This is a genomic window from Hungatella sp. SL.1.14, assembly GCF_024460495.1.
In the GTDB taxonomy this organism is placed as follows: Bacteria; Bacillota; Clostridia; order Lachnospirales; family Lachnospiraceae; genus Hungatella; species Hungatella hathewayi.
This window is the reverse complement of record NZ_JANFYJ010000448.1, coordinates 1-294: the sequence shown is the minus strand read 5'-3', so window position 1 is coordinate 294 and position 294 is coordinate 1. Positions and strand designations below refer to the sequence as shown.

General features: G+C 46.3%; 1 protein-coding gene. It reads right to left on the bottom strand.

All coding sequences use genetic code 11. The features are described from left to right. Positions 1 to 8: 8 nt before the first annotated feature. Positions 9 to 294, bottom strand: a 286-nt coding sequence (locus NE473_RS31775) for an FAD-dependent oxidoreductase (protein ID WP_256265696.1), incomplete at its 5' end; no start/stop codon positions are given.

Below are 294 nucleotides of genomic sequence, written 5' to 3'. Positions count from 1 at the left end.
AGTGATTATCAAAACGTCAGCCCCTGCCGTTTCAGCTCCTGATGCAATTTTTCATATTCCAGTTCTGCAGGTATTGTTTCATATTTTATACATAAGCCCGCCGCAGCGCCTGCCGCCTGACCAAACCACAAGCATGGGATCATATTCCTCGTAAAGCTGTCGATCATGTGACTGACAGAAAGGCTTCTTCCTGCAACCAGAAGATTACTGATATTCTGCGGAATAAGGCATCGGAACGGAAGCTGGTACTCATGGTGTTCCATCGGTACTCTTTCAGGATATTTTTCCAGCCAG